The 24,394-nt window shown below is 49.9% G+C and carries 15 protein-coding genes and 1 pseudogene; 5 read left to right on the top strand and 11 right to left on the bottom strand.

Going from position 1 to position 24,394, the window contains the following annotated elements; translation table 11 throughout:
• From FIM25_RS10625 to FIM25_RS10575, 11 genes and pseudogenes are all read right to left on the bottom strand, one after another.
• A pseudogene (locus tag FIM25_RS10625) lies at positions 1-225 on the bottom strand (IS1634 family transposase); the annotation flags it as partial.
• 385 nt (positions 226-610) lie between these two features.
• Positions 611-1,981 carry an OmpP1/FadL family transporter gene (locus FIM25_RS10620; RefSeq protein ID WP_179953305.1) on the bottom strand — a complete coding sequence of 457 codons (1,371 nt, stop codon included), beginning with the start codon at positions 1,979-1,981 and terminating at the stop codon, positions 611-613.
• An 894-nt stretch (positions 1,982-2,875) separates the two neighbouring features.
• On the bottom strand, positions 2,876-3,664 hold the full coding sequence (locus FIM25_RS10615; protein WP_139449074.1) for a TIGR04219 family outer membrane beta-barrel protein: 789 nt from the start codon (positions 3,662-3,664) through the stop codon (positions 2,876-2,878).
• The gene (locus FIM25_RS10610) at positions 3,664-4,464 is read right to left on the bottom strand and encodes a hypothetical protein (RefSeq protein ID WP_139449071.1); all 801 of its coding nucleotides are present in this window, start codon (positions 4,462-4,464) and stop codon (positions 3,664-3,666) included. Before FIM25_RS10610 ends, FIM25_RS10615 begins: the two co-directional genes overlap by 1 nt.
• A 170-nt stretch (positions 4,465-4,634) precedes the next feature.
• On the bottom strand, positions 4,635-5,924 hold the full coding sequence (locus FIM25_RS10605) for a DUF4857 domain-containing protein (protein ID WP_139449069.1): 1,290 nt from the start codon (positions 5,922-5,924) through the stop codon (positions 4,635-4,637).
• Positions 5,921-6,589, bottom strand: coding sequence for a hypothetical protein (locus tag FIM25_RS10600; protein ID WP_139449067.1), 669 nt, complete (start codon positions 6,587-6,589; stop codon positions 5,921-5,923). Before FIM25_RS10600 ends, FIM25_RS10605 begins: the two co-directional genes overlap by 4 nt.
• The gene (locus FIM25_RS10595) at positions 6,586-7,860 is read right to left on the bottom strand and encodes a DUF4857 domain-containing protein (RefSeq protein ID WP_139449065.1); all 1,275 of its coding nucleotides are present in this window, start codon (positions 7,858-7,860) and stop codon (positions 6,586-6,588) included. Before FIM25_RS10595 ends, FIM25_RS10600 begins: the two co-directional genes overlap by 4 nt.
• A complete protein-coding gene (locus FIM25_RS10590) occupies positions 7,857-8,528 on the bottom strand; it encodes a hypothetical protein (protein ID WP_139449063.1) in 672 nt (223 codons plus the stop codon). Before FIM25_RS10590 ends, FIM25_RS10595 begins: the two co-directional genes overlap by 4 nt.
• 29 nt (positions 8,529-8,557) lie before the next feature.
• On the bottom strand, positions 8,558-9,445 hold the full coding sequence (locus FIM25_RS10585; protein ID WP_139449061.1) for an ABC transporter ATP-binding protein: 888 nt from the start codon (positions 9,443-9,445) through the stop codon (positions 8,558-8,560).
• 55 nt (positions 9,446-9,500) lie between these two features.
• The gene (locus tag FIM25_RS10580; protein ID WP_139449058.1) at positions 9,501-11,966 is read right to left on the bottom strand and encodes a TonB-dependent receptor plug domain-containing protein; all 2,466 of its coding nucleotides are present in this window, start codon (positions 11,964-11,966) and stop codon (positions 9,501-9,503) included.
• Positions 11,967-12,079: 113 nt separating this feature from the next.
• Entirely contained in the window at positions 12,080-15,403 is a 3,324-nt protein-coding gene (locus FIM25_RS10575) for a hypothetical protein (protein ID WP_139449056.1), read from the bottom strand.
• Positions 15,404-15,741: 338 nt separating this feature from the next.
• Here FIM25_RS10575 and FIM25_RS10570 point away from each other — a divergent pair, with 338 nt between their 5' ends.
• From FIM25_RS10570 to FIM25_RS10550, 5 genes are read left to right on the top strand one after another with little or no spacing between them, the layout of a single operon-like run.
• On the top strand, positions 15,742-18,603 hold the full coding sequence (locus FIM25_RS10570) for a M16 family metallopeptidase (RefSeq protein ID WP_139449054.1): 2,862 nt from the start codon (positions 15,742-15,744) through the stop codon (positions 18,601-18,603).
• Positions 18,603-20,447, top strand: coding sequence for an extracellular solute-binding protein (locus FIM25_RS10565; protein WP_139449052.1), 1,845 nt, complete (start codon positions 18,603-18,605; stop codon positions 20,445-20,447). The genes FIM25_RS10570 and FIM25_RS10565 overlap by 1 nt, the downstream gene beginning before the upstream one ends.
• Positions 20,444-21,550: a microcin C ABC transporter permease YejB gene (locus FIM25_RS10560; RefSeq protein WP_139449050.1), complete on the top strand. Its 1,107-nt coding sequence runs from the start codon at positions 20,444-20,446 to the stop codon at positions 21,548-21,550. Before FIM25_RS10565 ends, FIM25_RS10560 begins: the two co-directional genes overlap by 4 nt.
• A complete protein-coding gene (locus FIM25_RS10555; RefSeq protein ID WP_139449048.1) occupies positions 21,547-22,566 on the top strand; it encodes an ABC transporter permease in 1,020 nt (339 codons plus the stop codon). The genes FIM25_RS10560 and FIM25_RS10555 overlap by 4 nt, the downstream gene beginning before the upstream one ends.
• 12 nt (positions 22,567-22,578) lie before the next feature.
• Positions 22,579-24,168 (top strand): ABC transporter ATP-binding protein, encoded by a 1,590-nt coding sequence (locus tag FIM25_RS10550; RefSeq protein ID WP_139449046.1) that lies wholly within the window; start codon positions 22,579-22,581, stop codon positions 24,166-24,168.
• Positions 24,169-24,394: the final 226 nt, after the last annotated feature.

The following is a 24,394-nucleotide window of genomic DNA, read 5'->3' as shown; positions in this document are numbered from 1 at the left end:
GGTTGCATCGGCAATACCTCCTTCGCCTTTGTTTTTTTTGGGACGAGTCACTACTACTTCTTGTGTTCCTTGCTTGATTTTGCCCTTGAGCTTCTGGCTTACCGTATAGGTCTTTTTGGCCTTTTCATCGTAGGCCGTAACCCTTTCATAGATATAAATATCTCCATTCGCACGCTTTTCACGTCGTTCACCGATGTGAGTTTTTCCTGTTATTGGTTTAGCCATGCGTAAATCCTTCTTTAGAATGTACGCTTTATCCGATTTTCAGGATAATCAATATCATAGGTAATACTTTTTTTAATTTTTACCATGTCACACACCAACCGTCACATAAAAAAAGGCATATTACCCGCTGTGGGATATGAAAACACTGTACCTTCCTGCCCCTCACAACAAATCGACCCCCACCGGATAAAACCGGGAGGGGCCAATTTGTTTTAAAGGTCTCTTCTGAAGAACTTTAAATTAGTTCTTTTAATTCAGCGCCTTAAAAAAGACAATTATCCATTACTGGTCGGAACGAGTTCGAATCCGGCAATAAGTTACCCTGTGACAGGACGCCGTAACACAGCGTGCGCTCCTTCTGAATGAACAGACCAAACAGGTATTATTATTTGAAGGTGTACTCAAGGCTGAATGCCAATACATGGGCATCAGGCCTTTTGTATGTTGTTTCATAGGCATTTCCTGCCAGATCTCTTGTTGCGTTGTTTTTTACATTAAAATAGATATTCCGCATATAACCGACACCAATGGAAAAATGGTTATTCACCTTGGTTTTTACACCCGTACCCAGATTAAAAAAGTTGTTTTTATAGAGACCTTCCGACTGATACTTGTCATCATAATTGAGGAAGGCATAGGCAATACCGGCACTGAAGCTGGTATTATCAGAAATCTTATAATTACCACCCACACCGACTTCAAAACCCGGATCCAGATCATACTTAATTTCATTCTGCACAAAACTCTGACCGTTGAAAGTGGACGGTGCAGGCTTCTTGTATTCCCCCCACATGGGCAGATAAAGAATGAACATACCATTCACGTTCAGCCTTTCCGTCAGAGCATAATCTGCACCCATGAATATTTTAGTTGGCTCATCAAAACGGAAGGTTCTCTTATCCGTATAACCGGAAGCATTGGAAAGAAAATTGCCTTGAGAAAGATCCTGCTTCACATCCACCTCCCAGTCCATGGGAGCAAGGGACTCGATCATGAAAGCAAGATTGAGCCTTTCAACGGGCTTATAATTCAGGCTAAAAAATGCGAGGCCACCCAAAGCCGACCATTCCGCATCATAAAGGGTATCCTTCATACCAAAAGGACCTGCTGAATTCACATCAATCTGAGTGGACTGATATCCGTAAATCACTCTGACACCTGCGGCCACAGACAGCTTCTCATTCAATGCACGGGCCGCACCAAAGGTAAAGGCTGGCATCATAGAAAGAATTTCCACGCTGGCACCTGCACCTACAGGTTTACCCTGAGAATTCATGCCAAAATAATTCTTCTCATTCTTCCAACCTACCGTACTATCAATTCCAAACAAAGCCGTATTCACCATAGGTGTACCATCGGCATAGAAGATACTGCCCCCACCGCCATAAAAATAGAATCCACCAAAGAAAGCCCAGTCATCCTTCTTGTAATTGGCATAAATTGACGGAACAAACTTAGTTGCCCTTTCCTGCTTATAGGATCTTTGACCCGGATAGTCGCCCCCCACTTCAATCTTATAGGGATTGTAAAGGGACTGGCTTGAAAAATGAAGGTGAATACCATCATCCATTCGGACTAGCCCCGCAGGATTCATCACCACGCCATCGGCACTGTCCGTGGCGGCATGCCTGCCCGCAGGATTGGAAATCCAGTTGGCACTTAAGTTTGTTGCATAATTTATGTAAGTTGCATAAGCTGAGGATGTCAGAAAAATCAAAATAACTGACAAAACAAAAACCAAACCATTCCTTTTCATTAAACTTCTCCCCTGACAACATTGAATAATAAATAAAGCATCTGTCCATGAGACAGCATACCAAAAACACCTTTTAAATCCGAAGACCAGTAACTGTCAGCAACCATGGTTTTTCAGGGCAGCAATCATATCCCGTCTGTGGACCAGGATTAGCTCCGCTTCAGAAGCCTCATTCTGCACCGTGCGTAAATACAGACAAGATCCGTATTCAGTACGTAATTCCAGCCAATCTCAGAACTAAGATTACTTTAGGTAAATCCTGTTCCTCCACAGTTTAAATGCAAATCCTGTTCCCGGCCACATGTCACCATCGCATCATTCACCCGATTAAAGATGCAAACACAGTTTCACATTTTCCAACAGCCTGAAAATCAGTGAGATAAAAATTTACAAAAAAATGCCTCGCTTTCATGCCATACCGAATACGGGAGGACTTAAAACAAGGCAGTAGTAAAATTTATTTTTATATATAGATATAAAAGCAGGCACTTAAATCTTAGTATCAATAAAAATGGTCCAGATTTCTACCCGAAAGAAAAACGTACGGCCATGCAGAACAAGCCAGAGGTAAAGGGGCATTTGTGCCCAACTTCTCAATAAGCAGACAAATACTCTGAAAGCACAATACCTTAACACAACCCCAACAAAACCACCTACGGTTACATAAATTACCCAAACCCAAAAACATCCATCTTCTGAACACAACTCTCACATAAAAACATTTTTCCAATATTTCCAGACAAAAACCCGGCCTTCCATGAAGACCGGGTCTCATTATATATTACTGCTATGCTGAATCAGCTGATTTAGATTTTTATCGCATCAGTGTGTATCGTTAAAACCATACACATGCCAGGCGAAAGGATCGGTAATTCCTCACTACCTTCCTCGGACTTAAAATCTCAAACCTGCCTCCACAAAAGGCCCTGAGAATGTTGTATCCACACGGATACCGGACTCATCCAGATCAATGATTTCATGGCGCCAGCCCCCTGCGACGAAGCTTGAAACCAAAAAAGGAAGATTCATGAAATTGTAACGGATACGACCGATCCCCGAGAGAACCTGACTGTCTCCAATGACTAGCCCCCGGAATTCGGCCTCAAGTCCAAGGCTATCGATGGGCTCAAAGCGGGCCGAAAGATAGGCCATTGGAAGGGCCACATTCGTACTTTCACTGAAAGAATTCAGCCCCTGAGTCATACTGGCATCCAGCTGATAAATACGCACATTAAGGCCAAAATCAATGGCTGTGGTACCCAGGGTAAAAATACCCAGAAAGGGTACTCCGTAAAAAAGAGTCACATCCAGCTGATCTGCCGTCAGGCTTGAATTATAGGGCATGTTGGCAAAAAAATTCTGACCAGCAAAATCAAAGTTATTCTGGAAAGAACCTGTCCCGCTGAAATCCATGGCCGTTCCCATTACATAGACATTGGGAAGAATAAGGGGCAGATTGATCCTGAAACGTCCCGTCATTCCCCACTCACTGTCATAACCAAGATCCCTGTCCATATCCAGCCTTGTTCCGTTGACACCACCACGGCTGACCCCCATGTCACCGGAAGGCATCTGCATCCAGCCACCGACAGCCACTTCTGCATTAATGAGGGGCAGAGCCGAAGAATAAGAAGGCAGTGCCAGAAAAAAAGCCAGTACAGCAATCAAGTGAATGCGTTTCATCAAAGATTTCCTCCAGATTTTTTTGGTTTATATGCGGAAAAAGCCTCAAGAAGCGCTGTAAAAACGACTTTGCCTTCCTGATCTCCCTTTTTCTTTCCGGTAAACAGTTTTTTCACCATGGACTCCGTTTCCTCCAAGCCTAAAACCAAAGGACCGGAAATGCGGAAAATCCGGAAATCATGCACGCAGAATGCCGTCAATCCGCAGACTGCCCTTTTCTCTCCTTCTTTTTCCTGCAATCCGTAGAGCAGCCAGCCCGGTTCCCTCCATGCAGCCGGCCCCTGAGACAGGCCCAGAAGTTCTGCAAAAAGCATCAGGGCAGTTTTCACACCTTCCCCATCACGAATCTCCAGTGCCAGTGCCCCTTCATCGGCAATGGCCTCAATATCTTTAAGCGTAAAAGAAAGATCCAGTCTTTCAAGGCAGTGGGAATGAATATAGTCCAGGGTCTCTGTTTTGCTGCTCACCAGAACGTCCGCATCCGAAAGTATCTTTCTGGCATTGGTGAAACTGATCATCTCTTTGATGGTAGGACTTTTCCTCATGGCAACATCCTCAAGGCTGCTCCGGTAACGCCCCAGCCCCCTGTCTGCCACCACAATATCGGGAAGCGACCCAGCCTCTTCCAGCACATAAATTTCCATATCCCGCAGTGTCCGGGGCAGGTAAGCGCTTTCTGCCATAAGAAGACGCAGGCAATCTTTGTCAAGTTTTTCCGCGTCCGGAGACAGGGATCTTTTTATTCTGAGGGCAAGTCTGTCCAAATCAATTTTTTTCAGAAGGGACTCACGAAAAGTCACGATAATCCTCCACATCAAAAACGAGGTTTCCTTCATCCGGATTCCTGCAGGATCAGATATACAACCTGCCTTTTTTTCCGCACCCGAAAATAAAGAGGTTAAAGATAATAATAGAATAAAAAAACCTCTGTGGGAAGATTACTCTCAAACAAAAAAGCCCCCCGGCATTCCTAGCGCAGCCCAAATGCCGATTTCGGCCCCTTTTTTTCAAAACAGGGATAAATTTGTGCCAGCAGTACAAAATAACCATACACACCAAAAAGAAAAAGCAATGCCGCCTCATGGAGCCTGAAAAAAAAAGTCCCCTTCCGCCACTTCCTTATCACCATAAACAGCACCAGAAAGAAAAGAATCCCCGCAAATGAAGTATGGTCAGAAAAATCAAGGCGCAGATCCGCGCCCCTCCCATATTCAGCTCTGGTCTGAACAACAAAGGGAAAAAGCATGGATCTGACCATTGATGCCCCTGACGAAAGCCCTTGAATTCTTTCTTCTTCGTAAGAATGAATAGGATGATAGTCCAGCCCCAGACGCAGGGCATGGATTTTTTCGGTATCCCCGTAGACCAGCGTGCGGCCAAGGAGGTCAGCCATGAAAATAAGCCCCATGGTTTCAGGGTCAAAATTCTTCAGATCAGGGCTTAGCACGCGGTAGTTATTCTGCATGAGAAGATGAAACTTCCCGTCATCGGTTATGATATAACCATAAAACTCCCGTCGGCGGTCTTCTGTCACGGTCACAAGCCTTATGTCTCCAATGCCTGTAATGCCCGTATCCATACAGACCGGCCCTCCCCTCACCTGCCTGAGGTGAAAAAGTCCTCCCTTTGCATCCTTGATAAAATAACCGTCATCATGGGGTTTTCGGGTGGTAGGATTGCCCCATACAGCCTTTACGGGAAAAGAAAAACCCGCTTCCGAAAGGGCCTGATTCACCTTGCCTGTCAGTTCCTGATCTTTTTTCCGGGTCAGACCATTTTCAAAAATCAGGGCACCATCATTCCAGAACATGGTGTCGGGCAGCCTGAGGTCAGAAAAAACCGAAGCAGACTCCAGCAAAGGCCACAGGGGAACAGGTGCCTGCTTAAGATCCCCCGGACGGTACCTGAATAGCTGGTATCCTTCTTCTACGGCTTCCCTTGTAAGCCTGATACCCTGTATCTTTTCCGGCATCCCGCCCCAGGCAGATACATTTCTATACCAGAACAGGGGCGTTGCCATCATATAACTTTTTCTGTCATAGACCCTGCCGGTTTCATCCCTGTAAACCCTCTGTCCTTCCGCCGTACTGCCGGACATGAAAAAAAGATCCTTCACAGAACTGTACACAATAAAGGGCGTCTGAGTTCCCTGCCTGAAGGCAAGATCAAACATACGGGGCAAAACCACTGCCATCACCAGCACGGCAGACAGGCAAAGAACCCATCCGGATATTGTTTTTAGAACATTTTCAAAAATCATAAGGCTCCCCTTTTAAAACGTTCCGCAGGAATAAAGGGTGCAAAAAGCATCAGTAATGCCATCAGACCATAAAGTCCCAGTACACCTTCAAATCCGGCATATCCGCATCCTGCAAGATAAAGGGAAGCCATCTGCCAGCCAATGAGACCGTAAACAACCTTACGGACTGGCGAAGTATCCAGCAGCAGGGCCCCTGTCATGGCATAGACGGGAAGCCCAGCCAGCATCCATGGAATAACCGTCAGCCCGACAGCGCGAACCACAGGCCATGGAAAATAATACTGAGTTATCACCAGCAGCAGAAAAAGTATCTGTACACACACAAAAATCATCGTCAGGGCTCCACAGAAAACAACAATGGCCATGCCCTGCATCTGGGGAAATGGCAGGTGTAGCTGCAGCCTCAGCCCCCTGTTCGGAATATCCGGCAACCACTGCACCAGTGCCGTTACCAGACCGGCCAGAACACCGAAGTATTTGATTCCTGCAAAAAACATCACCTGCCGTTCCACAAGATTCTGCCAAATGGGTACAGCAGGCCCTGCAGCAAACTCCCTGTAAAGACTATGGTTTATAAAAACAAGAAAGCCCAGCCCCAGAAGAGAAAGACCCAGAAAGGCCCAGCGCAGCTTCAGCCATTCTTTGAATATGAAAGCCCTGATCATGCAGATCTCCTTTCTGCCTGTCTCTGCCCCGGCAGATGGCCTGCCCATAAAAGCGCCAGAAGACCCGGAAAGCCGCAAGCAGCAAGAACCAGCAAGTCCAGAGGGCTTTCCTTCAAAGATCTTCCCCGCCAACGCCGCCAAAGCACAAAAAAGCCAAGAACCGTAAAAATGCCCATGGCCCTTAGCAGGGGAAAATCATTATTCCATGAAATACGCAGGGTCAGATAAGCCGAATCAGGCATGCTCTGAAAAATACTGAAAGGAAATAAAAAGGCCTCGGCTTTGCGGGCAGACTCACTCCTCAGGGGAGACAGATCCATGCGGATTTCCCGGATTACCTGATCCCTGTGATCCGTAATGGTCACAGAAAGGGCATCCCGTTCCTCTACAGTATAATGATGTACCAGAGGATCTCTCCTCCATGTAAGCCTCATGGTTGAGGGCTTATAATTTTTCACTGGAAGGAGCGTCAGACTGTAATCCGGGTAATTCATGCGATGGACTCCCCCTTTTCTGTCCACCAGAAAACCATAGGCATGCCGTCCCGGATGCTCTTCCACCTGCACATAGCGTACACCGGGGGCAAAATCCTTGAGAACAGAACGAATTCTGGGCTGTCCCTTCACCTGTATAAGGTGAAAAAGCTTATCTTCCGCATCCAGAAGAAACCAGCCCCAGTCAAAGGGCTTACGGGTTGAAGTCTTAGCCCATGCCTTTTGTGCCGGAAAATGAAAACCCGCCGCCAGAAAAGATTCTGTAAATAGAAGGGATTTTTCCTTGAGAACCGTATTGTCCGAAGTCCGGATGAATTCCACCTGACTGCCGGAAATTCTCATCACCTCTCCGGGCATTTCCAGATCCACAAACCCGGAAGCCGCCTCCATGACAAAATAAAGGGGGATTTCAGGGCCATCAAGACTCCTGGGCCGCAGGAAAATATGCTGGACGCTCAGGGGCAGTTTTTCCGGCTCCACCTTCACACCATGGATCTCATCCGGCATTTCTCCCCATTGAACAAGGTCCCTTGCATAACGGAAAGGCTGTAGCCTTGCAAAATCCTTCTGATCCAGCTCCCTTCCTTCTTCAGTGCGGTAAAAATCCTGCCCATAAGCATTCTGCTCATGAATCAGAAACTCTCCGCTGACCGGACTGTAAAAAATAGTAATCCGATTTCGCTGCCCCTCTGCAGCCTGCCAGAAAAAACGAGGCAAAAAGGTGGCAAGAACCATGACGGCAAAAAAAACAGCAGCATACCTTGAAAGCACCGTCACAGACCACCTCCCCGCTTTGCCCGCATCACAGGAAGAAAGAGCATGATCACAAGGCTCATGGTCACCAGTGCATAAATCCAGATGGACTGGCCATAGGAGGCAGGCTGACCGCCTGCGCTCAGCATTTTAAAAAAGAAGTAAACAAGGCATGCACCCATGATTCTTCGCCACCATGACGTTTCCATCAATACCATGGCAGCCCCGCAGTAAAGGGCCATGGCCGCCAGCATATGGGGAAACCAGGCCCACAAAATACCCGTGACAATCTCTTGAGGAAAACGCAAAGAATAGATGAAAATCAGCCCCAGGCCATGCAGTCCGGCAAGAAGACAGACAAACAGAAGTCCTGTTCCCACCACCACAGGAATCAGAATCTTTTCCGATAAGGGCAGATGGAGAAGAAGTCTGAGACTCCTCTTACGTGTTTCCGGAAACCACTGGGCAGCACCCAGCACCAGACCGCATACCACAGGAAAAACAAGATGCCCTGCATAAGGCATCTGCTGCTTAAGAATAAGACCTTCCCAGAGATCAGCACTTTCCTTCATGGCAGCAAGGTAACGGAGACCCAGCCCAGCCTGAATAAGGGAAGCAAACCCCAACAGTGCCAGAATACCAATGGGCCAGCGGAGCTTGATCCATTCCTTATAAAACAATGCGCGCAGCATTTTTTCTCCTTTGTAAAAACCCGAGGCTGTCAGTACTTCCCCGTCACCCCAATGAAGGCATCCTCAAGACTCATGGTCACTTCTTCGAGCTCCAGTTCTTCCAATCCCAGTGCAGCAAGACTTGCCATAACCGCATCCCTGTCTTTGAAAGTGAAGATATCCGCCCTTTCTCCCACAACATCAAAATGGACAATGGCACCTCCCCTGCGCAGCCTGGAAACAGCCTCAGCCCCCCTGAACCGGAAACATTTAACCCCGTTCATGAAATCCTTCAGGGTGGACTGGCATATCACACCGCAACGGTCCAGAATAATGATGTCATCTACAAAACGTTCCAGATCCTGCACTATGTGGGATGTCACAAGGATGGTTTTATCCCTGCCATCCACATAATCTTTAAGAAAATCAATGAAAAGCCTGCGGTAGTTGGCATCCAGTCCCAGGGAATAATCGTCGAGAATCATCAGGTCTGCATCCTGAGCCAGAATCAGCCCCAGAGTCACCTGGGATCGCTGGCCGCAGCTCATGCGAAAAATTCTGTGGGAATAGGAAAGTCCCAGCTTATCCATCAGATTATAGTAAAGCTCCCGTTTCCATTTCGGGTAAAAGGCTGAATAAAATTTTTCCACCTCTTCTATGCTCATGTAGCCATACTGAAGATGTCCCTCATGGAGAAGACCTATCCTCCTGCGGGTGACTGGCTGTATGGCGTGGGATGGCTCTCCGAAAATCCTGCATTCTCCTGAAGAAGGCTGAAGAAAGCCCATGAGGATATTGATGGTGGTACTCTTGCCGACCCCGTTTTTACCCAGAAGACCGAAAATCCGCCCCGGCTCCACCGTAAAATTCAGATTCCGGAGAACTTCCTTTCTGCCATAACTGTGGCAGAGGTTCCGGCATTCAATCACAAAAGACATGGAACATCCTTTCAAAAAAACATGGCAAGGCATGGTTTCAAAAGATTGTATTGACTCAGAACTCCAGAGAAATTCCAGCCCAGAACTGCCGGCCCATCAGAGGCGTATCATCGGAAGTACGTATTTCCCTATCAAATAAATTCATCACCTCAAGATCCCAGGTTGCGGAAAAACGGGTTCCAAAGGGAACTTTCCCCTTCAGGCGCATATCCAGCTGCCAGAATGCATTGCGGGTCACTTTCTCATAGACTGGAGCATTTTCCCGCAAAACTTCTCCTGTGACAGGGTCCCTTTCCTTTTCACTGTCAGGAAGTTCCATGACTTCCCTGCTGTCCCGGATTTCATCGAAATCCGACTTCCAGGAAAGAAAAGCCGTTGCAGAAAGGTTCCAGGGCAGTTTCTGAATAAGCGTAAGATTGCCCACCCATGGTCTGGCATAATTGCCTTTGGGAAGCTCATCCAGATAATATAGTCTGTCCTGATACCAGACACGCCTGCTCTTATTGTCATCCTCCAGCAATTCATTAAAATCTACCGCACGGGTATGGCGCTCCTGCCAGCTGAGATTGGCCAGCATTTCCGTATCCCCCCAGCGCCTTCCCCAGCTTGCCCGGACGGACCTGTAATCACTTTTTCCTCCGTTATTAAAGGTATCATAGCGCACACCATCCCGCTCTATGCTGCCCCTTTTTCGTGCAAACTCATTTTTATTTTCCCTTTCAACATAACGCAGGGTCAGGCGTCCACCCATAAGACGCTGATCCAGCCCCACCGTCCATTCATCACTGTAGGGGGTTTTTAGATCTGAAAAACGCCAGGCAGTTTCACTGCTTCCTGCATACTGCCATGGGGTCACCTGATTCTGATACGTCGTACGCCATTCATTATAGGAACCAGTTCCCCTGCCTTCCTTCAGCTTATGGCTGAGGAAGGCCTGACCATAGTAGCGGTTCAGGCCACCGGTAAAAACCGTATCCCCAGTACCAAGGATGTCGAGATCCGCAGAAAAACGTGGGGCGAGATCAGTATTCTCCAGGAAATCATCCCGGCTGATCCGCAACCCCGGCCGTAAGGTGAGACGCTTCCAGGTCATTGTATCAGAAAGATAAAAGGCCATAGACTGAATGTCCGCCTCTGTGCTGTAGGCAGAAAGCACCTGCCGTCTGGCAAAATACTGCTCACCCGGCACAAGGGACGGATCATCCGAATCTGCTATGAAGCCGGGATTGTTCGTTACGGGCGAGGTATAGATAAACACATCCTCCGGCCTTTTTTCTCTGCCCCGGATCTTTGAAAGAGAAACGCCCGTCTCAAGGCTGTGCGCCATACCCGCCATGGTAAAGGTGCTCAACGCAAGGGTCGTATCGGCCTCAAGGGTTTCCTGCTCCCTTTCCAGATCCCCATACCCCCCTTCCATGCTGGAAGATGCACCCCGGCTGGCCTTTCCCCAATCTCTGGAATCCGTGATGGCCCATCGGTACCAGGTGGCACTTTGGGAATGTCGCTTGTTTTCGCTGTAACGCCATGAAAGACGGGTATCAATACTTCCCCATCCCGCCTCCCTTAAATGCCCTGCCCGGAGGGCAGAACCACCACCTTCAATTCTGTAGGCATTATTAAGGGCATCACTGTGGAAATACTCCCCCTCATAGGGGGCATATGTAAAAGAAATATCCAGAGAATCCGAATCCGAGAGCAATGCACTGCCCTTAACAAAAAAATGCTGCCCCTTTCGGGTCTGATCCTCCGTGCCGCCAAGGTTTTTCAAAGGGATGGTGGATCTGTCTTCCCTGAAGGCAAGCATAAAACCTGCGGAATCCGTGACAGGAACATCCAGCCTTAAGCCATAATTTTCCTTACGGAACTTAGGCTGCCATCTTGAAGATGTGGAGTGCAGCATCTGATGTTTTTCTTCAGCATTGAGATGAAACCGAGTCCATGAGTCACGGGTGGTTCTGTAAAAAACGGCACCTGAAAACTCCGTATCTGGCCTTCGGGTTCTGGCATCCACCACCCCGCCCGTAAAGCCCCCGTAACAGGCAGGTACATTGCTGTCATACACCGTAAGGGATTCCAGCACATCGGTAGAAGGACTCAGCTCCATGGAGTGGCCCGGCACCTCATGCAGACTGCTGGAGGATTTCCGGGTGGGATCCAGAAAACTGTTATTACCTGTCCCATCCACGGAAAAATAATTATCATAAAAACGACCACCGGAAATGGAAACCTCAGGCGGAAGAATCTCACCGCCTGTGGCAGCCGATCCATAGGCTTCTTCAAACTGTACACCCGGAAGTACCTTCAGCATATCCGTAAGGGTTGCATTACCTGCGGGCAGATTTTCCAGCACCCTCCCTGAAATCACAGACCGGCCTGTGGCCCGGACATCCGCCGTGTCCTTTACCAGTATCTCCTGCATGAGATAAATTTCACCATGGGCAGATTCTCCTGCCAGAAGAGAGGCTGGCTGAAAAATCCATGGAAAGAATAGCAAAACGGCTATCAGGCGTATCAAAGGCATAGCATATCCTTTCGATAAATTCCCATGCATAAAAAAAGGGCGACACCCATTGCAGGGCATCGCCGGAGTTTTTTCAAAACAGCCTGAACACTGGATGGCTGGTTCCAGAAGGCTTATTTAACATAAAGAGGCCGCAGGTCCTCGGTGTCGGGAATACCATTTCCATTGGAGTCCTCATCCAGCACAAGACCGGATGCAACTATCATCTCAACCGTTGCCAGAGGATGGAAAAAATCCGGCCTGCCATCCCTGTCCGTATCCACCCATGCAATGGACACACCATTAAAATCATCATATTTTACTACTTTTTCAGCCACTTTACCAATAGTCTTGTAACGCTCAGGAATCACGGGAACAGCAAGGGCTACCTCCATACCAAAATCCACCAGGCCGGCTTCCCCTGCAGACTGGGCGATATCTCCCATCTCTTTGGTCCTGTTACTTAGGCTGGACAACATTTTTGCTGCCGTATAGGCTTTACGGAAAAGCTCTCGTGCAAGGGAAAGCTCACCAACCTCCCAGGCCTTTTCGCCCAGAGATCGAAGCTGCTGCGCCTGATCCTGAAAGGCCTTTTCCCTCTGATCTTCCTGAACTGCGTCCGTATGAATCCTGTCAGCAACAGCCTCTCCCTCAGAAATCAGAGAAAGAGCCATCTCGATATCATCACTATTCAGAGCAGACCGGATCAGTTTGTTATATTCTCTGGCAACAAAAACACTGCCTGCAGTCTGCGAAATGTCACTGAGACGGGAACGACCCCTTTCCAGAAATTCACGGCTGCGGGCATCATCACCCATCTCATTCCACATGCGGGCAATGTAGCCGATACCAAAGATAAGCTGCTCATCATCCTGCACCTTATCATAATCAAGCCATTCAGTATCAAAATTTCCCGCAGCATCCCGGATCAGACGACCCTTATCATCGATTTTTTCGGCGGAAAATCCCCCTCCGAAAAGTACGGTTTCAGCATAATCCATGGCCTTAAGGGCATCGGATACATAGCCCGCCCTGTGATAAATTCTGGCACAACGCAGATAACCCTGAAAAACCTTTGAATAGCTTATATCTTTATCAGCAGCACCGGGTTTGTAAATGGCGTTGACGTATTTCAAAGCCTGATCCGCCAGCAGGGCAGCCTCCTGATATCTGCCCTTTTCAACCATGACCATTGCCGCATGGGGCACCGCTTCATTAAAATAGGTCAGAGCCCTTATCTGCATTTCCGCAGTTTCCTCAGCATTCCGACCTGAAATCAGTTTTTCTAACTCATCCACGATCTCATGAGCCGAATAACCTTGCTCTACCATTCCAACGGCAAAATCACCATAAGATCTGCCCTTCTGGCTCGCACGGTTCGCCGGCAGGGTTTTAAGCAGTGCTTTTGCCTCATCCATATAAGCTGATATGACAAGGGCCTCCACCATCCTTGGCACATAAACCCAGGTAAGATCTTTTGTGTAGTTATTGTATTCCTGATTGGGAGGAGAAAAGGAAGCAAGGCCGTCATTGCTGCGCATCCCTTCCACTTCCTGCACAATTTCATATGCCCTGACCCCATCCCCCAACCATGCATAACGCAAGGCCGCATCCGCCAGATACATGACCTTCAGCATATAATCCCTTCTGCCATTGGCACGTTCTGTGGGCGGGCAGTCCTGAGCATAACGGTAGAGGGCATCCAGTGCATCCCTGGCGGCAGGGGCATCCCTCTGGTCCGGCTCATCCATGGAAATGAAATCATCGGCGAGATTCACCATGGCCTGAAGAATTCTGGAATAAGATGGCGCAGAAAGATGGGGGCCAAGCTCCCCATGCATATACTCTGCAATCTCCTTTGATTTTTCAGGATAATGGGCCTTTCTGTACCACTTGGCAATTGTCTGCAACAGGCTGGTATCCGCTGATTCAAGGTTGTGGTATCCCTTGGAGGAAAGAAGTGCCTTATGAATCCTTAAAGCTTCATCCAGACAGTCTTCTGCCTCTTTAAATTTTCCAAAGGGAATATAATTCTCTGCCACAGCCACCCAGGCCCTTGCCTTCTGAAAATCCAGATACATCTGCTCTTTAATGATGACCTTTGCCTCGTCAAACAAACCGACTCTGGCCTTGCCCCGCACAATCTCCGTCCGGATGGTGTCATTCACCGTATCATCCAGCACCGTATCCAGCATGGTTTCTGCCTTGTACAAACGGGAAGTATTAGAATTGTAGTAATAGTGAATCCGTTTTGCATTGTCATTACCGGGAAGCTCTCCCGGAAGAAGGGCTTCGGCCACATCATATATATATGCTGCCCTTGCAAGTTCCCGGATTCTGGCATCTTCGGAAAGGGGGATGCCATCTTTTGTCAGATCCTGAAGTGTGAGCTGACTTCTGACAAGCTTTCCCGTCATTTTATACGCTGTCTCATCATCATTGAGCTCCATGTCCACAAGACCATACGCATCAATGAGGTAACGGAAGATCCGTTCCACGGGCAGTCCTGACACGGGCATCTCTGCATGGGCCATCAGATTTTCAGAAAGAACGGCTGCATTATCCCTGTAAAAATCACGGTGGGCCTCAAAGTCATCATCCGAATGGGTAAAAAGCCGCTCCATGCTTTTCATCAGAGAATCCGCAAGCAAAGATTTTCTGGCCGCAGCAACAAGGGCTGCCGTATTCTGAACACCGGCAGAACGAAGGGCTTCATGCAGGCTGCGGACCTCCCTTATCCTCTCCTGCGGCAGCCCTGCATTTCCAAGGGTAATCTCATCCATATCCCCCTGACGGATCAGCGCCTGCCCCTCTGCCATCAGGCCAGAGAGCTTTCCAAAGGGATCACTGACTCCCAATGAGTTAAGATCCGTAACAATCTTTGTGATAACCATACTTCGCTGCAAGACAAATCCGCCACCGGGTCCCATAGGGCGGAGCATAAGATCGGCTTCCGCTTCAAGGCCCAGAAATTCACGCACATTTTTTTGCGCCTCTTCAGTAGTCTGCCCCGCCTTTACCGCCATTGCCACAAGGGTGGTCACGGGGGTAACAGCCACCTGATCTTTTGATGCTGCCCCATCCAGCAAGGCTTTCAGGCGCAAATTGCCCAGAGAAATACCCGTTTCCGTATCCATTCCGCCGCTGGCCACCACTTCCAGACCTGCAGGGGCATCCTTTAAAACCCTGAAACGAAAAAAACCATCATCGCCGGATACGGTTCTGCAAAGCTGATTTCCTGAAGTTCCACAGATTCCTGCGGCACTGCCATGGCTGTTCCACAACTCAACCACAGCACCACGTATGGCAGGATCTTCAACATACCCTGACACCTGAACAGTCTGAGCTGAAGGTGTCCCACCGGAGGATGAACCAGATGAAGAATCCCCGCATCCGCCAAGCAAAAGCATAAAGCCAAGACCCGCAACAATAAACTCAACAGCACTTTTTTTCTTCATAAGACCCCCAGAAAACCATTTTTTAAACAAACCCGAATTCTATCAGCATAAAACATCATTTTTTACTAAAAAAACCAGTGAGATCATGCCAGCACAGCAAAGAATTCAAAATACTTCCTACATTCAACGATCAAGGAATGTCAACGGCTTTCAATGCAGCACAAACTAAACAGAACAAACTAACAATATTAGCAGAGACTAAAAAAGATTGACTATCATATTTCTTCTGACTACAAGGCAGCGAAAGGCTTTGATCTTGCGCATAAGCCCTTCCATAGGGCAGAATTAATATTTTGAAACTTTATTATAAGCAGCCATGGGTAGCGAAAGGATTTTTCATGTCTTACCAAGGTATCATATCCAGAGTCCGGCAAAGCCGTATTCCTGCCATTGCAGTGACCTGCCTCTTTCTTTTTGCGGGCAACCTCTTCGCCCTTCCGGACACAAGGGGCTGGATTCATGAAAAAAGCGACCTGCCCCTGCATCCGGATCTTATCACTGGAACCCTTGACAACGGTCTTCGTTATGTGATTCTGCCTCACCAGACCCCAAGAAACCGGGCCAGTCTTCACCTCAATGTACAGGCGGGTTCCTTCCATGAAAGCGATGCCCAACAGGGTCTTGCCCATTTTGTGGAACACATGGCCTTCAACGGTTCCACCAACTTTCCTCCGGGAACCCTGATCCATTACTTTCAGAGCATAGGCATGAGTTTTGGCGGAGATACCAATGCCCATACGGGCCTTGGGGAAACGGTCTACCATATTCTCCTCCCAAAGGCCGATGAACAGGGCCTTAAAAAAGGGTTTCAGGTTCTTGCGGACTATGCCCATGGCCTGATCTTTGATGAAAATGAAATTGAAAGGGAAAAAGGAGTTATCCTTGCGGAAAAAAGGGCCAGAGATTCAGCCCGTTACCGCACAGGGCAAGCCCTGAGAAACTTTCTTCTGCCCGGCATCCGCAGCAATGAACGCCCGCCTATCGGAAAAAAAGCCGTTATAGAAAAAGGAGACCGGAAAGAACTTCTGGACTATTACAATACCTGGTACCGGCCCGAAGCTATGATGGTCATTCTCGTGGGAGACGTGGACCCGTATAAAGCAGAAGACCTTATAATGAAACACTTTTCGCCCATTATAGCAAGGGCACCTGAACGGGAAATTCCCGATCTGGGGCACTTTAGCCATGAAGGTGAACTTTTTTTCCACCATGCAGAACCCGAATCCGGGGATGTATCCATTGTCATAGCTGCATCCCGCATGGTCCCCCCCAGAAAAGATAACCTTGAAAGCCGCAAAGAAAGCCTCACACTGCAGCTGGGCAGCATGCTTCTCCGCCATCGGCTTTCCGACAGACTCAGTGATCCGGCAACACCCTACAACCGTGCCGTGGCCATGGCAGATATTCAGCACCAAAGTATCCTGTCCACCCGCCTTGTGGCCATAGCCCCTAAGGACAAGTGGGAAGCCTCCCTTTCACTTATGGAACAGGAACTGAGAAAGGCTCTGACCCATGGCTTCAGCGAAGAGGAAATGGACAGGGTTCGCAGGGAAACACTCTCCTACCTTGACCGCCGCATTGCAGGTTTTTCCACCATTCCCAGCCGAAAAATTGCCGATGAAATCATACAGGCCATGAATACCCCCCGGGTTTTCACCTCCCCGGAGGATGACAAGGCTCTCTTTGCCGGTTTCATAGAAGAAATTCAGGCGGAAGATGTGCTGGAGGCCATGAAAAATGCCTGGGGGGATGATCATCGCCTCATTGCCATCACGGGCAATACTAGCCTTGACGATCACACCGCCCTTTCCCGCATGCAGTCAGTATGGGAGAAAAGTACCACCATACCCGTTGCAGCTCCGGATATGGCAGTAGCTGCCATCTTCCCCTACCTCCCGGAACCGGCAAAGGCTGTCCAGCCCCTTACATCAGTATCCATCGAGGACCTGGAATTTTCCACCGTACAATTTGCCAACCACACCACCCTCCATGTAAAGCAGACGGATTTTGAGGCGGACACCGTCCGGGTTCTTATTTCCTTTGGTCCCGGCAGAGCCCATGAGCCGGAAGACTGGCCAGGCCTCTCCCTTGCAGCCCCAGCCCTTGTAAATCTTTCCGGAACCGCTACCCTGGACCGGCCAGACCTGGCACGGGCCCTTGCCGGTAAAGGAATGAGCGTGGAATTCTCCGTAGCTCAGGAAAATTTCCGCTTCTCCGCATCCTCAAAACCGGAAGATTTTTCCGAATTGATGAACCTTCTGCGTCACCGTTTGCTGGACCCTGCCTTCCGTACGGAAGCCTGGGAACTTGTCCGCAGACGTGCAGAGCAGGAGGAAAGACGCATGGAGTCCGATATTGCAGGCACCATGCAGCACATTGCCCCTTCTTTCTTTGCCTCCTTTGACCCGAGATTTTCAAGACCCAAAGCCTCTGAAATGAATGAAGACATGCGTCGGGCCGCCGAAAACTGGCTGAAACCAGCCTTCATGGATGCAGCCCTTGAAATTACCGTGGTGGGCAATGTAAATCCGGAACTTGTTATTGGGGAAGTGGGACGTTATTTCGGAGACCTTCCCCGCAGCCCCCGCAAGGAAAAAACCATAAGTCCTCTGGCCTTCAATGAAGGAGCCAAAGCCACTTACTGGGTGGACACACAGATTCCCTCTGCCCAGATCCGCATAGGCTTTCCCACAATGGGACTTGAACCGGTGGAAGAATCCAGGGGACTTACCCTCCTTTCACGGGTACTCTCGGATCGCATCCGCAAAGAAATCCGTGAAAAACAAGGCCTTGCCTATTCGCCCCGGAGCTTCCATCAGGCAAGTTCCGTATACAAGGATTACGGCGGTCTTTACATACAAACTGGCGCAAGGCCGGATCAGGTTGCCATGGTGCACAAAGCCATAATGGATGTTAGCGAGAAACTGAAAAGAGAAGGTGTCTCTGAAGAAGAACTCCGAAGGGCCAGAGACCCTCTGTTAACCGGCCTGAAGGACAGATTCCGGAACAACAGCTTCTGGCTTGCCGGTGTGATGGCGGGATCTGTGGAAGATCCCCGTCAGCTGGATCGGGTACGTACCCTTGAAAGCGGTTATCTGGAGATTACGGCAAAGGACCTGACCAGACTGGCTGAGAAATGGCTTAAGCCAGACAGGGCTTCTTCCATAACCGTACTGCCCGTTGGAGAAGAAGGACTCTAATGCGCCTGAATCTGATATGTATGCTGCTGATACAGGGGCTTTACTTCATCACACCGGTACTGGCGGCTCCTTCCCACGGCATCGCCCTGTGGGGAGAGCCGCAGTATGGCACTGATTTCACCCATTTTGCCTATGCCAGACCGGACGCACCCAAAGGCGGACATCTGCGCATGGCCGCCACAGGAAGCTTTGACAGCTTTCACCCCTTCACCATCCGGGGAACGGCAGCGGCAGGGGTGGGACTTCTTTATGAAACCCTGATGACAGCCTCCCTTGACGAACCCTCTTCCAGCTATGGACTCATTGCCGGGTCTGTTAGCGTGTCGGAAGACCGTACTTCCGTAACCTTTCGGCTGAGACCGGAAGCACGCTTCCATGACGGTCACCCCGTACTGGCGGAAGATGTGGTTTTTTCCTTTCAGATTCTTATCCGGGAAGGCTCTCCCCACTATCGTAAATATTACGAGGATATCACCGGAGTGCATGCCCCGGACGAACATACCGTGCGCTTTGATATCCGGCCCGGTTCTGCCATGGAAACACCTTATATATTAGGACAGCTCCCCGTTCTTCCCGCCCATGTATGGAAGGAGAGGGAATTTTCCCGCTCTTCTCTGGAAACGCCCGTGGGTTCCGGCCCCTACCGCATCCACTCCTTTGATGCAGGCAGACGAATCACCTATATAAGGGACAAAGACTACTGGGGCTGGCATCTTCCTGTGAATCAGGGCCATTACAATTTTGATTTTATCTCGTGGGAGTACTTCAGAGATGCCACAGTAAGCCTTGAAGCCTTCAAAGCCGGTGTTTTTGACTACAGACTGGAAAATACCGCCAAAACCTGGGCCACCCTCTATGACGGGCCTGCATTCCGGGACGGGCGCATCCGTAAGGAAACCATCCCCCATGAACGTCCTCAGGGCATGCAGGGTTTTGTTTTCAATATCCGCAAACCCGTTTTCAGGGACAGGGCGGTACGTAAAGCCCTGTCTCTGGTTTTTGATTTTGAATGGGCCAACACCCATCTCTTTTATGGCCAATATAGCCGCAGTCACAGTTTTTTCCAGAACTCCCCCATGGCAGCCGAAGGGTTTCCTTCGGAAGAAGAACTTGTCCTGCTGGAACCCTTTCGCCATCTCCTGCCGGAATCTGCCTTTGGTACTGCCATAGTACCGCCTGTCACTGACGGTTCGGGCAATATCAGGCCCCTGCTCAGGGAGGCGGACCGCATTCTCAATGAAGCCGGATGGATTCTCAAAGGTGGAAAACGCATTCACAAAGAAACGGGCCGCCCCCTTTCCTTTGAGATTCTTCTGGCATCACCTTCCTTTCAGCGCATTGCCATGCCCTTTCGCCAGAATCTTGCCCGGCTGGGCGTGGATGCCTCGGTCCGCGTAGTGGACCGCACCCGCTATGTGCGTCAGCTGCAGGATTTCAACTATGACATGATAGTGGGGAATTTCCGTCAGAGCCACTCCCCCGGTTCAGAACAGAGGGATTTCTGGAGTTCAGAAGCGGCATCCGTACCCGGAGGCCGCAATACCATCGGCATTGCAGATCCAGTGGTGGATGCCCTTGTGGAACACATTCTCAATGCAGAAAACAGAGAAGAGCTGATTACCGCATGCAGGGCGCTGGACAGGGTACTTCGGGCCAGCCACTATGTGATTCCCCAATGGTTCAATGCCAGCTACCGCATCGCCTACTGGGACAAACTCCGCCATCCGGAAAAATCGCCTGAGCATGGCCTTGGCATTTATACCTGGTGGATTGACACCGAAGCCGAAGCAAGGCTCACACCCGGAGCCGTCATGCACACAGAGCCGGGGGGAGATAAAAAATGAGTGCCTACCTGCTGCGCCGCCTTCTTTTGATTGTTCCCACCTTGCTGGGAATTCTCACGGTAAACTTTTTTGTCATTCAGGCCGCTCCGGGCGGCCCCGTTGAGCAGATGATAGCCCGAATTTCCGGAACCAGCGGAGATCTGACGGAACGGATTTCCGGCTCCGGTGCTGACGACTTTTTTGAAAACGACAACACCATGGAAAGCGAAGCCGGAATCCGCTACAGGGGTGCAGAGGGCCTTGATCCAGAGTTCATAGAAGAACTGGAAAAAATGTTCGGTTTTGACCGTCCCATGCACGAACGCTACTTCAAACTCCTCAAAGATTATTTTTTCTGGGATTTTGGTGAAAGCTTCTATAAAAATGAAACCGTTCTTTCCCTCATTGCCCAGAAAATGCCCGTATCCATTTCCTTGGGTCTCTGGTCCACCCTCATCATTTATATGGTCTGCATTCCCCTTGGCATCCGCAAGGCGGTACATCATGGAACCCGCTTTGACGGATGGACCACCACCGTCATCAGTGTGGCCCACGCCATACCTGTCTTCCTGTTTGCCATTGCCCTTGTCATTCTCTTTGCGGGAGGCTCCTATTTTCAGTGGTTCCCACTGCGGGGCCTTACTTCTCCGGGGTTTGAACAGCTTTCCACGGCTGGAAAAATTCTGGATTATTTTCACCATCTGGCTCTTCCCATCACAGCCATGGTCATCGGCGGCTTTGCCTCCCTCACCATGCTTACCCGCAACAGCTTTCTGGATGAAATTCACAAACAGTATGTGGAAACCGCCAGAGCCAAGGGAGCGGATGAAAAACGGGTTCTTTTAGGCCATGTGTTCCGCAATGCCATGCTCATTGTCATTGCAGGTTTTCCTTCCGCCTTTGTTTCCATGTTCTTCACAGGATCCCTGCTCATTGAGGTGATCTTCTCCCTTGATGGCCTGGGACTTCTCGGCTTTGAGGCCACCATGGGCCGGGACTATCCGGTGATGTTCGCAACCCTTTACATTTTTACCCTCATGGGACTTCTGCTCAGTATTATCAGTGATCTCACCTATACATTTGTGGATCCCCGCATTCATTTCGGTACAAGGGAGGGGTCATGAAAGCTGCCACCCGACGCAGATGGGAACGATTCCTTGCCAACCGCAAGGGCCTCATCTCCCTCATCCTCTTCATCATACTTTTTTTCGTAAGTCTTTTTGCGGAATTCATTGCCAATGACAGGCCCCTTATGATCCGGTATCAGGGAGAAACCTATTTTCCCGTACTCAAAGATTATAATGAAACTGTTTTCGGCGGAGACTTTGCAACGCTCTGTGATTACAGAGATCCTTATATCCGTGAAAATGTGGATGCCCATGGATTCATGATCTGGCCACCCATCCGTTTTTCCTACAACACCATTCGTATGGATCTTCCGGAACCTGCACCTTCCCGTCCGGACAGGACCAACCTGCTCGGCACGGACGATCAGGGCAGGGATGTTCTGGCACGGGTTATCTACGGCTACCGGGTCTCGGTTCTCTTCGGACTCTGCCTTGCCTTCGGAGGTGCTGTCATCGGTACCTTTGCCGGAGCCCTGCAGGGGTATTACGGGGGAAAGGTGGATCTTATCGGCCAGCGCTTCATGGAAATCTGGTCCGGATTGCCGGTGCTCTACCTCATCATGATCCTCTCCAGTGTGGTGACACCCAGTTTTTTCTGGCTTCTCGGGCTCATGCTCCTTTTCGGGTGGATGTCCCTGGTAGGCGTTGTCAGGGCAGAATTTCTGAGGGGACGCAACCTCGGCTATGTCAAGGCCGCAAGGGTCATGGGCATGACGGACAGACGCATCATGTTCCGGCATATTCTGCCCAATGCCATGGTGGCGGCCCTCACCTTCTTCCCCTTCATTCTCAATGGTGCCATTACAACACTTACGGCCCTTGATTTTCTGGGCTTCGGCCTGCCACCGGGATCTCCTTCCCTTGGCGAGCTGCTCTCCCAGGGAAAAACCAACCTCCACGCCCCCTGGCTGGGGATTACCGCTTTCTGCGTTCTTTCCATCATGCTCACCCTCCTCATCTTTGTGGGAGAGGCTGTGCGGGACGCCTTTGATCCCAGACTGGAAGGTCTGTAAAGGATTTTTGACATGCATACACCCCTTGTCACCGTTAACAAGCTGTCCATTGCCTTTTCCAAAACCGGCGGTGCCCTTTCTCCGGTGGTCCATGGCATTGATTTTCATATTCATGCCGGAGAGTGCCTTGCCCTTGTGGGAGAATCCGGCTCCGGTAAATCCGTAACCGCCAAGAGCCTCCTGCGGCTCCTTCCTTCGGGATGCCACATTGACGGCAGCATTGCCTTCAACGGCATGGAAATAACCAGCATGGAGGAAAGCAGACTGAGAAAACTGCGGGGCGGACGTATTGCCATGATTTTTCAGGAGCCCCTTTCCGCCCTGAACCCCCTGCACCCCGTGGGCAAACAGATAGCAGAAGCCCTGTATCTGCATCAGGGCCTTCCCCTGCACCGTTCGGAAAAGGAAGTGACAGCCCTTCTGGACCGGGTAGGCATTCCCGATGCCAGCCGCCGCAGAAAATCCTATCCCCATGAACTTTCCGGAGGTCAGCGCCAGCGTGTAATGATTGCCATGGCCATTGCCAACAATCCGGATCTTCTCATTGCAGACGAACCCACTACAGCACTGGATGTAACCGTGCAGGACAAAATACTGCGCCTGCTGGAAGATCTTCGCAGGGAGCGGAACATGGCCATGCTCTTTATCACCCACGACCTCGGCGTGGTGCGACGCATGGCAGACCGCATTGCCGTCATGAAGGATGGCCGCATCCTCGAAACCGCAGCCAAAGACACCCTGTTTACCCATCCAGTTTATCCATGGACCAGAGAACTCGTCCGGACAACCCAGCCCCCTCCTCCCCGCGCCCTCACGGAAAACCCGGCCCTCTTGCAGACAAGGGGGCTGGCTGTACGCTTTCCCATCAAAGAGGGCCTTCTCCAGAGGGTCAAAGGGCATGTTCATGCGGTGCGGGGGGCGGATCTTGTTATCCGTAAAGGAGAAACCCTGGGTGTGGTGGGGGAATCCGGCTCCGGCAAAACCAGCCTTGCCCATGCCCTTTTACGTCTCATTCACACAGAAGGACAAATTTTTCTGGAGGATCAGCGCATAGACGGGCTTTCTTCCGGGGAATTCCGCAAATTACGACCCAGAATGCAGATGGTGTTTCAGGATCCCTTTGACAGCTTAAGCCCCAGAATGACCGTAGGCGAAATTGTGGGAGAGGGCCTTGAGGTGCACTCCCATATGAAACCGGCAGAAAGGGAAATACAGATTGCCCAGAGCCTTGAAGCCGTGGGTATGGAGCCTTCCATGGCAGACCGCTATCCCCACGAGTTTTCCGGCGGACAACGCCAGCGCATTGCCATAGCAAGGGCACTGATCCTCAAGCCAGATCTCCTCGTGCTGGATGAACCCACCTCATCGCTGGACCGCTCCGTGCAGTTTCAGGTGCTGGAACTTCTGCGGCATCTTCAGGAAGAACGGGGACTGAGCTATCTTTTCATCAGCCATGATCTTGCCGTTGTACGACGCATCAGCCACAGAATCGCAGTGATGAAGGACGGATATATTGTGGAAACCGGACCTGCGGAACAGCTCTTTACCCGGCCAGAGCATCCCTACACCAGAGAACTTCTGGCAGCAGCCCTGGCTGCGTAAAAAAGGTCTCTTGCGCTTTTTTTCCCCATGGTCGCATCCTTGGGCATAGGTCGGTTTTATGCTCTGGACTGTTAGTATTGTGGAATATGAAAGCTTAAAACCCACTGCCCAATAAATTTCTCAGAAAATGTCCATGCTGACCAAGACTTCAAAAATGGCCATGTAAAGTTATCCATATCTGTGAACAAGAACCCTGCATCGAAACCCCTGCGGATCTTACGGGAAA

This window comes from Desulfobotulus mexicanus (assembly GCF_006175995.1).
GTDB classification, from domain to species: domain Bacteria; phylum Desulfobacterota; class Desulfobacteria; order Desulfobacterales; family ASO4-4; genus Desulfobotulus; species Desulfobotulus mexicanus.
The sequence above is the reverse complement of the archived record's forward strand: the minus strand, read 5'-3'. Positions and strand labels throughout refer to the sequence as shown.